The sequence below is a fragment of the Actinocorallia libanotica genome, from assembly GCF_039525175.1.
GTDB lineage: Bacteria > Actinomycetota > Actinomycetes > Streptosporangiales > Streptosporangiaceae > Actinocorallia > Actinocorallia libanotica.
Genome location: NZ_BAAAHH010000077.1, coordinates 1 through 9,169, shown reverse-complemented (window position 1 = coordinate 9,169; position 9,169 = coordinate 1). Strand labels below are relative to the sequence as shown.

Here is a 9,169-nt window from a genome sequence, read left to right as displayed (position 1 = left end):
CAGCCGCCTGGGTCGCACCGCGTTCATCCGCGACGCTCCCGACCCGCTGCACCACCTGCGCATCGAGGAGGCCAACCGCCTCCTGGAGAAAGGCGCACCGTACCGGGAGGAGGCCACCTACCTGATCCGCGAACTCGGCCGCACCGGCCGGTCCGTCGGCGAGGGCATCGGCCTCTCAGCGCAGGCGAGCCACCTGGAGGAACTCGGCGGATCCGACACCCTGCGCGCCATGCTGAAAGAGGGCGAGGTCACCCTGCTGCGCTGGTCCTCCAGCATGATGCGCCAGCTGGTGTCGGACGGACTCCTGCCGGCCACCGCCCAGCTGATGCCCATCCCCAAGAGCTTGCGCAACGTCGAACTCCGCTCGCAGTTCGCCATCGACGCCGACGACGACGAAGAGGACGCGCCCGGCACCCAGGGCATGGCCTACCTGCTGTCCGGCCCGCACCCCACCGCGATGATGCGCCACTTCCGCATCGGCTCCATCGCCCCCACCCCGGGCCTGGACCCCGAGATCCTCGCCCTGTACGGCGACGATGCCCCGCCCACCCTGGAGGACGCCTCCCACGACGCCGCCGGAGAGGCCTACGCCGCCCGCCACGACCCCGTCAAAATGGCCATGCTGTGCCAGGCCGTCTACGACGAGGCCCAGGAGGAGGAGGACAAGCGGCCCGCGGGCAAGGCCGGGAAGTCCTACTCCCCCGCCAAGCCGCCCCGCGCCGCCGCGCCCCGCATCATCGACCGTGTCCGCGCCGCCCTCGCCAATGCCTCCGCGCCGATGAGCGCCGAGGACGTCCTGGCCGCCGTCCTGGCCGACGGGGGCAAGGAAGTGCGGCCCGGCTCGGTCCGCAACGCGCTGCTCGAACTGGTCAACGGCGACACCGACGTCGTGCGCGCCGACCGCGGCCTCTACACGATCGACCGCTAGACCCGCTCCACCCAGAAGGCCCCCGGACACCGGTCCGGGGGCCTTCTTCATGTCCCGGGACTCCTCGGTCCCGGGGTTGCTCAGTCGCGGCGTTCCAGGGCGTCGCGCACGTAGCCGGTCAGCGCCGGGTCGTTGTAGGCCTGCTCCAGCAGCGCCTTGATCACGGGCGTGGCGCGGGCATCGCTGCCGAAGGCGTTCAAGATCCAGTGCTTGAGCCGGGTGTGCTCCTCGGGCGTCATCTCCACCGAGATCTTGCGCAGGTGCCCGCGGCGGCCCTGCCCGGCCGGGACGGGCTTGCGGGCCCCCGGGGCCGCGGCGTCCCGGGACTCCTCGGTCGCGGGGTCCGGCGGGATCGGGGTGGCCGACGGCCGCCGCACCGCCCGCTTGGCCAGGCCGTTGGTCAGCGCCCGCGCGGCCGCCTCCTCCTGCTCCTGCGCCGCTTTACTGGCCACCGAGGACCTCCAGCAGTTCGTGCGCCAGCCGCTGCATCGGGGATCCGGCGACCAGGCGCAGGTCCTTGCCGAAGGCCTGGCCGTAGCCGTCGCGGGCATCGGAGCGGGGGATCTCGGACTCCAGCACCGTGTATCCGGCGCCGGCCAGCGCGGTCCGGGTGGAGCGGGGCGAGCCTGCGGATGAGTTGACCATCGTCAGCAGGATGACCAGCTGGGGGACGTTCGCGCCCACCGACTCCAGGTGGTGCAGCGCATCCAGGACCGAGGCCGCCCGGTCCAGCTCCATCGGGGTGGGCTGCAGGGTCAGCACCGCCAGGTCGACGGCCGACAACGTGGAGAAGTGCGCGCCGCCGGCCTTGCGCTCCCAGGCGCCGGTGTCGATGAGGGCCAGGCCGCCGGGCGGGGTCAGCCGCGCCGCCTCGGGCGCCAGCCGGTTGTGGTTCGGGGCCGGGTAGACCGGGGCGCCCAGGTCGGCCTGCTGCGCCCAGGCGTACAGGCTGCCGTCCTCATCGTCGCCGGGCTTGTCGGTGTCCATGGCCATGCACGGCACGCCCTCATGCGCCCAGTGGCCCAGCACGTGCGCCAGGGTCGTGGTCTTGCCCGACCCGCCCTTGCCCACGAATCCCACACGCAGCCCGTGGGCCGGTGGACTCCAAGTAGTCGTCATGCCCGGCACGGTACCGGCCCGGGACCACGCGATCACGCGGTCACGCAGTTCCGGGACATGACGAAGCGGCCCGCACCACCGCCGTAGGTGCGGGCCGCTCGTGCGGACTCGATCATCGTGGCGCGGGGATCGCCACCGAGTCCGCCTGTGGAAGGGCACCGAAGCGCCCGTAGGAAGAACGGGATCAGAGTACGGGATCACGGAGTCCCGGGACAGAGGATCTGCGAGATCCCGGGATCCCGTGGTTCAGCGCAGGGTGAGGGGCTGGTCGTCCCGGTACTCGGGGGTGCCCCGGGTCAGGCCCAGGGCGATGAGGATGCGGCCCAGGGCGGGCCAGCGCAGCTCGATGAAGCGGGCCAGCGCGTAGTAGACGGCCAGGACCAGGCCGACGGCCGCGACGCTGACGGCCACCGAGGTGTCGGAGTCCAGCACGATGTCGAAGCGCGCGGCCAGCCAGACGAGCGCGGCCGAGACCCACACGGGGATGTAGGTGCGGATGAGGGAGTCGAGCATGGGGGTTCTCCTTGGGGTGGGGGGGGGTGGTCAGTCGACGGGGGTGAAGTCGACGAAGTACTCCCGGCCGGGCACGAAGGTGACGGCGGGGTTGTCGACCGCGATGGTCAGGTTGGCGGTCGGCGTGTACTTGGTGAACTGCTGGTCCTCGGGGATGCCCGCCTTGTCGGCGGATGCGTTGAACTTGTAGTTGCGGGCCCTGCCATCGCCGAAGTCCTCGACGGAGTAGCAGGTGAGCTTGGCGCGGACGGCCATGGAAGAGCCTCCAGGAGTAGGCCACCGGACCAGACCGGTATCCGGGGCGGGGCGAGGGTGGAGTTGAGGTGGTCGAGCGCGGCGGCCAGGAGCTGCAGCTGCTCATCTGGTGTCGGGATGATCGGGGCCTCGGGGGAAGTCGAAAAAACGGAACCTGGCGGTCGGGCCGCAGGTCAGGGGCGGTGTAGGAAAAGGGGGTAATAAAATCACCCTTTTTTGCACACTTCAGGTGATGGGCTCTTCCCAGGTCGCCGCCCAGGTCTTCTTGCCGACCATCCCGTCGACGGCCAGGTGCTTCTCCTTCTGGAAGGCCTTGGCCACGGCTTCGGACTTGGGGCCGAAGTGGGCGTCGACGGCGATGTTCCAGCCGCGCTGCCTCATGCGGTGCTGCCAGGTGGCCACGGCCTTGCCGCGGCTGTTGCGCACCAGCGGGCGGCCGGGGTAGCGCGGGGCCTTGGCCGCATCGGTGCTCGGTGCAGGTTCGCCGGCCGATGCGCCGGGGCGGGGAGCGCCGTCCTGCACCCAGGCGTAGAGCTTGGGGCCGGGGCAGTCGGTGGCGTAGCCGTCGCGGTGGCCCTTGACCTCCTTGCCCGCGCCGCCCTTGGCGCGCACGTGGTCGATGGCGTCGCGGATGCCGTGCAGCATGTCCTCGCTCGGCTGCGTGAGGCCCTTGTTGCCGACCAGGCCCAGGATCGCGTAGTGGCCGGTGTTCAGGCCTTCGCCGTTGGCGGCCGGGAGGCGGTGCAGGCCGCGCCCTTCGTAGACGTAGCGGTGCGGGCAGCAGATGAACGAGTACCCGATGTCGTTCCAGCCGTTGGCGTCCATGTGGTTGTTCTGGATCTGGCGGACCAGGGCGGCGCACCGGTCGTGGTCGTCGGCCAGCGCCGGATCCACGTAGCTGCCGGTGTAGTGGACCTTCACGCCCCGGGTGGACGTCAGGTAGGACGCGCTCTGGCGGGCCTTGCGGGCGCCCCACTGGGTGCGGGTGATGAGGGTAAGGGTCACTTGGTCTCCTTGGGGCAGCCGAACGCATCGGCCAGGCGGGCGGCCTCGGCCTGGGTGGAGGAGCCGCGGGGGGTGGAGGGCGGCGGGGACGGGCTGGCCTGGATCGCGAGCATCGCGCACCAGCGCCGGTCTGAGCGCTGCTGCTGGTGGCTGGTGTAGACCACGGACCCGATCATGACCAGGATCGCGGTGAGGACGACGATCCCGATGGAGTACCAGGCGCGCAGCGCGCCGGTGACGGTCAGGAACCCGGCCATCTCACATCACCCCGGTGGCGGCAAGGGCGAAGAGGATTGCGGCGGTGGCGAGGGTGGCTGCGAGGACTGCCCAGCGGTACCAGACGTCGCCAGCCAGTGCGCGGCCAGGACTCCGGGCGTCACCAGCAGTCCGGCGAAGATCAGCAGCACGCCGGTGTCGGGTTTGGGCTGCAGCGCCTGGTGCACCAGGCCCCAGCCACCGATCAGAAAAGATGCCAGGTCTCGCAGCACGGTGAGCGCCGGGGACATTCGATTCCACAAAATCTCCTCAATTCCGCGGTCAAGGGCCGAGGTAGTCGACGGTGAAGCTGGGTCCGTCGTTGACGGTCGGGTCGGTGTCCAGCGGCCCGCCGGAGGTCTGGAAGACCCAGACGTTGACGTAGTCGCCGGCCGCGACCCGCAGGACGCGGGCGAAGTGCAGGACGCAGTCGGTGGCGGCGTTGATGTGCTCGGATCCGCCGTTGGACTTGATCGCGGCGTCGTTGATGGAGAAGGTCCCGCTTCGCCGGCCGTTGGCGTTGTCGGCCCACGGGATGGACGTGGACAGCAGGTAGCGGCCGGTGTAGGGCACATACAGCCGGTCGGGGTTGACGGCGTTGTCGTGGCCGCCGCCGGTGTCCTCGTCCTCGCTCGTCCAGGCCAGGGGCGTCATGGTCGAGTTGGGGATGGTCTGGTTGGTGAAGCGGCGCAGCGTGGCCGACATGTGCACCGGCTCCATGTCCATCAGCCGCTGTCCGGTGATCCGCATCCCTGCGGCCCATTGGGGAAATGGCACTGCGTGCTCCTAGTAGGTGACGACGGCCGGGTGCAGCAGCCGCAGGTCGGTGCCGGCCGCGTGCGGCTTGGTGATGCCGTTGACCGCGCGGGTGACGGTCAGCAGCTGGGGGCTGGTGCGGTCGGCCACGCCGGTGACGGTCATGACCTCGCCGCCGACCATGACGTCGTAGCCGAACTCCTGGGCGGCGTCGACGGGCACGGCCAGGCGCACGTCATCGGCCCACAAGACGTCGGCCGGGGGCGGGTAGTCGCCGACGGTGGGGGCCAGGATCGCCAGCTGGGCGCCCGCGGGCGCGGTGACCTCGCCCATGGCGCGGGCCCACACGTTCGCGGTGGCCGCCACCGCCAGGGTGGAGGTGCCCAGGTAGGCGCCGCGCACGGTGTGCCAGTTGACGTTGTAGGCCAGCTGGCGGGTGGTGGCGCAGCGCAGCCACGCGCTGGCCAGGTAGGCGCGGCCGCCCTGCACCGGGGTGGGCACGGACTGGATCGCCGGGTACTGGGTGACGCCGTCGGGGGTCAGCCGCGCGGAGTAGGCGCCGATGCGGGCGATGTTGTTGACCCGCACCAGGGTCCCGCCGACGCCCGTCCACCCGTTCAGGAAATCGTCGTAGCCCGGGTTGTGGTTGAGGACGACGTCCAGGGCGCGGCCGTCGGTGGTCGACAGCCGCACGTCGTCGACCGTCATCCGGTCGGTGGCGGCCGGGTAGTCGGGGTTGGTCGGCGACATCTGGGCGAAGGACGCACCGGCCGGTGCGGTGACCAGGCCGGTGGCGTACGTCCACTGCCCGCCGGTCACCGGCACGCCGATGGAGGAGGTGTCCAGGTAGCCGCCGGCGGAGTTGTACCAGTTGACGTTCAGCGCCAGCGGCCGCGTGGTGGTGCACCGCATCCATGCTGATGCGCGGTAGAGGCCGTCGCCCTGGACGGGGGTGAGCTGGTACTGCAGCGCCGGGTACTGGGTGGCCCCGTCGGGGGTGAGCTGCAGCGACCAGGCGCCATCGACGTACAGGCTGTTGATGCGGGCCATGGTGCCGCCGGCGGCGGCCCATCCGGCGGTGCCGCCCTCGAAGCTGTTGTTGGCGATGAGGTTGGCGTCCCCCGACGCCCAGGTGGGGCCGGTGGGGGTGTAGGCCCAGATCTGGGTCGCCTCGGCGTCGACGGGCTGGGCCAGGGCGCAGCCGTCGGTGTCCACGCGGCCATAGACGTCGTCATCGACCACCGCGCCGTCCCACAGGCGGGCCGGGGTGGCGTTGAACTCGATGTCCCAGTCCCACTCGCCGATCGTCTCGCTGTAGCCCTGCAGGATGACGTCGATGTCGGCGGGGTCCAGGCCGTCGATGAGGTCGCCGACCTGGGCGCGGTCCCCGACGTCGACCATGGCGACAAGGGGGACCAGGTCGGCCTTGGCGCGCAGGTCCAGGCGCAGGACCGGGTACCGGGCGTCGTCCCAGGTGCCCTGGTGGGCTCGCCATCCGGCGGCGTCGGCCAGGTCGGCATCGGTGGCGACGTTGACGGTGATGCCTTCGTCGTAGACGCCCAGCCCTTGGGGCGGGGGCTGTATCGACAGCGGGCCGGTCTCCACGATGCGGCGGACCGAGGAACCGCCGGGCCGGGAGGCGGTGACGTCGTTGCGCACGTGCGCGTCGTCGTCGGTCGGCTCCAGATCCGGCGACAGGTGGCCGTAGGCCAGGCGCATCGCCACCGGTTGGGAGATGAGCGTGGCGTGGTCGCGGAAATAAATGCCCAGCACGTCGCGGGGCTCGTGCTGGATACCGCCATCGGCCTCGGCCGCCTCGGCCAGCAGCTCCAGGAACTTCTGGGGACTCTGGGCGCCCACGCCCGGGGCGGTGGCCGCTGAGTCGCCCGTCCACACCGGGACGCCGGACTCGTGGCACAGGCGGGTGATGCGCGCCTTGGCCGTCTCCCCGGCGTAGCCGATCCCGGCCTGGTAGAGGCGGGCGGCCTCATCGTCCATCTGCGCCAGGGACCACCCGAAGGGGATGGTCTGCACCGACAGGTCGGAGACGATCCCGTCGGCGCCGCCGTCCATCATGTGGGCATTGAAGGTGTCGTACCAGGTGGGGATCGTGCCCACGCGCACCTGGTAGACGGGGCTGCCGTGGTCGGTGAACGCCATGGCGAAGTAGCGCACCCCGTCCAGCCAGCCGCGGAAGGTGCGGTTGCCGCCGTTGACGTAGGAGCACAGGGTGACCATGTGCGGGCCGGTGCCGCGCAGGTCGTAGTTGAACATCGGCCAGCCGCCGCCGCCCGCGTCGTTGGGCGTGCGCAGGAACTCGATGCCCAGGTTCCCGGGGTCGACGCCGACGTCGGTCTGGGCGGTGCCGGCCACCCAGATCAGGGTGCGGGTGTAGACGGCCGAGGGGGTGAGGAGCTGCACGCCGATCCCGTCGGTGCACTCGGCGGGCACGTCGATCCAGAAGTTCGTCATGCAGATTCCGCCGGCGCCCTCCACGGTGCCGGTCAGCACCCCGGGGGCGTCCCCGGTCCCGACCCCGGTTCCGGCGCCGCCCAGCGCGCCGCCCTCCTGGCCGAAGGCGATGGATCCGGTGGCGGTCATGGGGCGGCCGTGGGGCAGCGCGGACCCGGCCTGGGTGGCCTCCGAGCCGTCGTTCAGCGGCCAGTAGGCCGACACGGTGGCGGGTGAGGTGACGTCCAGGAGGGCGCGGTGGGTGGCCGGGCGCAGCGGGGAGGCGCCCTGGTTCAGGCGGCGCATCACCCCGGCGGCGTTGACGGGCACCGTGCGGTCGGCGCCGGTGACGTCCCAGCGCGGCGGCCACTCGGAGACCTCGCCGCAAAAGCGCGGCCGCCGATCGTGCAGGACGGCGCCCTGCAGCGTCCAGGCCCGGCCCACCGCATCGCTCCAGGCGGTGGCGTCGACGGCGACAGTGGCGGCGTCCAGGTCGGCGACCAACGTGCCGCCGATGCCGTTGCGGACCTCGCAGTGGTAGATCTCCCCCTGGCAGGGGCGGGCGTCGAACCCCACGACGGCGCTGCCCACCCACAGCGGCGCGCTGGAGGCGTAGATGGACGTCACCCCGCCCCGGACGACGGGCGCGCCCAGCTGCGTCCACGGCCCGCCGACGGACGGCGCGGTGTAGAAGGTGACCGTATGGCCGCCGCCGCCGTTGTCGACGTCCAGGGTGGCGCGCACGGCCAGCCGTCCGGAGGCCGGCACCACGATGGGGGCGGTGGATTCGACCTCGGCCTGGTTGACGTCGGTGCCGTCGGTCGACCACTCGAAGTGCAGCAGCGAGTTGCGGACCTGCAGCGCCCAAGAGCGCTGGTTCCCGGCGCCGGTCGATTTGCCGCACAGCTCCACGCTGTTGCCCACCCCGCGGGTGTGCCAGTTCATCAGGCAGGCGTCGAAGCGCACGTCGATGTCGCCGGTGACGTCCAGGGCGGCGGCGTCGGGGGTGGTGGCGCCGATGCTGCCGGGCAGCTGGGGGCCGATGACGATGCGCGGCTCATCGGCCAGCACCGACACCCGGATGGGGGTGTTGCGACCGATCAGCCCGTAATAGGGGCTCAAGGGGTTGCGGGCGGAGTACTTGCCGCCGGTGTTGTCGAACACCAGGGAGCACTTGGCGTGATCGACCTTGCCGGCCTCATCGGCGCGGCCGCGGCTGATGCCGATTCGGTCGCCCAGCCGCACGTCCTGGGTGATGTCGGTCCACACACCGCCCAGCTGCAGCTCCACCCGCACGCCCAGCTCGGTCTGGGGCCAGGCCATCATGCGCCCCTCTCGCCGAACGCCAGCTGCACGTTGCCGCCGCCGTCCACGCGGACGATCTTGCGCAACAGGCGCTTGACCTCCGCGGGCGCGTTCGCCAGGTCCACCACGATGCGCGTGGGTCCGCCCTGCCCGCCGCCGCGTCCGGCCGCGGCGATCACGGGCGCGGCCGGGCGCACCTGGGGGACCTTCACGGCCGTGGTGACCGCATCGGAGGCCCACTGGCCCAGGCCCACCTCCATGGCGGGGCTGGTGCGCTTGACGCCTTCCAGCAGGCCGGGCGGGATCCACTGGCCCACCTCGGCCATCAGCCCCGACGGGCTCTTGATCTTCAGGGCTTTGCGGATGGCCTTCTCCAGGGCCTTGGCGATGCGCAGCATCGCGGCCTCCACCTTCTTCTGCTGCTTCTCCAGGCCCTTGACCAGACCTTCGGCGGCCTTGATCCCGGCGGCGTACATCGCATCCCCGGCGGTGGTCCCGGCGCGCTGGGCCGCGGACTCCAGGGCGGCCTGCTGGGAGTTGATGGCGCGGATGTCGGCGGCGCTGGCCGAGGCCAGGGTCGCC

11 protein-coding genes are annotated in these 9,169 nt (G+C 71.6%); 1 reads left to right on the top strand and 10 read right to left on the bottom strand.

Features of this window, described 5'->3' with window-relative positions; all coding sequences use genetic code 11:
* Positions 1-928 (top strand): hypothetical protein (locus tag ABD140_RS39080; RefSeq protein ID WP_344247970.1); only part of this gene is annotated, 928 nt, incomplete at its 5' end.
* A gap of 80 nt (positions 929-1,008) precedes the next feature.
* Here ABD140_RS39080 and ABD140_RS39075 read toward each other — a convergent pair.
* From ABD140_RS39075 to ABD140_RS39030, 10 genes are all read right to left on the bottom strand, one after another.
* The gene (locus ABD140_RS39075; RefSeq protein WP_344247968.1) at positions 1,009-1,380 is read right to left on the bottom strand and encodes a hypothetical protein; all 372 of its coding nucleotides are present in this window, start codon (positions 1,378-1,380) and stop codon (positions 1,009-1,011) included.
* Entirely contained in the window at positions 1,370-2,047 is a 678-nt protein-coding gene (locus ABD140_RS39070) for a ParA family protein (RefSeq protein WP_344247966.1), read from the bottom strand. Before ABD140_RS39070 ends, ABD140_RS39075 begins: the two co-directional genes overlap by 11 nt.
* A gap of 246 nt (positions 2,048-2,293) precedes the next feature.
* Positions 2,294-2,560 (bottom strand): hypothetical protein, encoded by a 267-nt coding sequence (locus tag ABD140_RS39065; RefSeq protein WP_344247964.1) that lies wholly within the window; start codon positions 2,558-2,560, stop codon positions 2,294-2,296.
* A gap of 30 nt (positions 2,561-2,590) precedes the next feature.
* Positions 2,591-2,815: a hypothetical protein gene (locus ABD140_RS39060; RefSeq protein ID WP_344247962.1), complete on the bottom strand. Its 225-nt coding sequence runs from the start codon at positions 2,813-2,815 to the stop codon at positions 2,591-2,593.
* A gap of 225 nt (positions 2,816-3,040) precedes the next feature.
* A complete protein-coding gene (locus ABD140_RS39055; RefSeq protein ID WP_344247960.1) occupies positions 3,041-3,820 on the bottom strand; it encodes a peptidoglycan recognition protein family protein in 780 nt (259 codons plus the stop codon).
* Positions 3,817-4,077, bottom strand: a complete 261-nt coding sequence (locus tag ABD140_RS39050) for a hypothetical protein (protein WP_344247958.1) — start codon at positions 4,075-4,077, stop codon at positions 3,817-3,819. The genes ABD140_RS39055 and ABD140_RS39050 overlap by 4 nt, the downstream gene beginning before the upstream one ends.
* A 6-nt stretch (positions 4,078-4,083) precedes the next feature.
* Positions 4,084-4,326 carry a hypothetical protein gene (locus tag ABD140_RS39045; RefSeq protein ID WP_344247956.1) on the bottom strand — a complete coding sequence of 81 codons (243 nt, stop codon included), beginning with the start codon at positions 4,324-4,326 and terminating at the stop codon, positions 4,084-4,086.
* 31 nt (positions 4,327-4,357) lie between these two features.
* Positions 4,358-4,825 (bottom strand): hypothetical protein, encoded by a 468-nt coding sequence (locus ABD140_RS39040; protein WP_344247954.1) that lies wholly within the window; start codon positions 4,823-4,825, stop codon positions 4,358-4,360.
* Between the two features lie 36 nt (positions 4,826-4,861).
* A complete protein-coding gene (locus tag ABD140_RS39035) occupies positions 4,862-8,605 on the bottom strand; it encodes a carbohydrate binding domain-containing protein (RefSeq protein ID WP_344247952.1) in 3,744 nt (1,247 codons plus the stop codon).
* On the bottom strand, positions 8,605-9,169 hold a 565-nt coding region (locus ABD140_RS39030; protein WP_344247949.1), incomplete at its 5' end, for a hypothetical protein. The genes ABD140_RS39030 and ABD140_RS39035, both read right to left, overlap by 1 nt.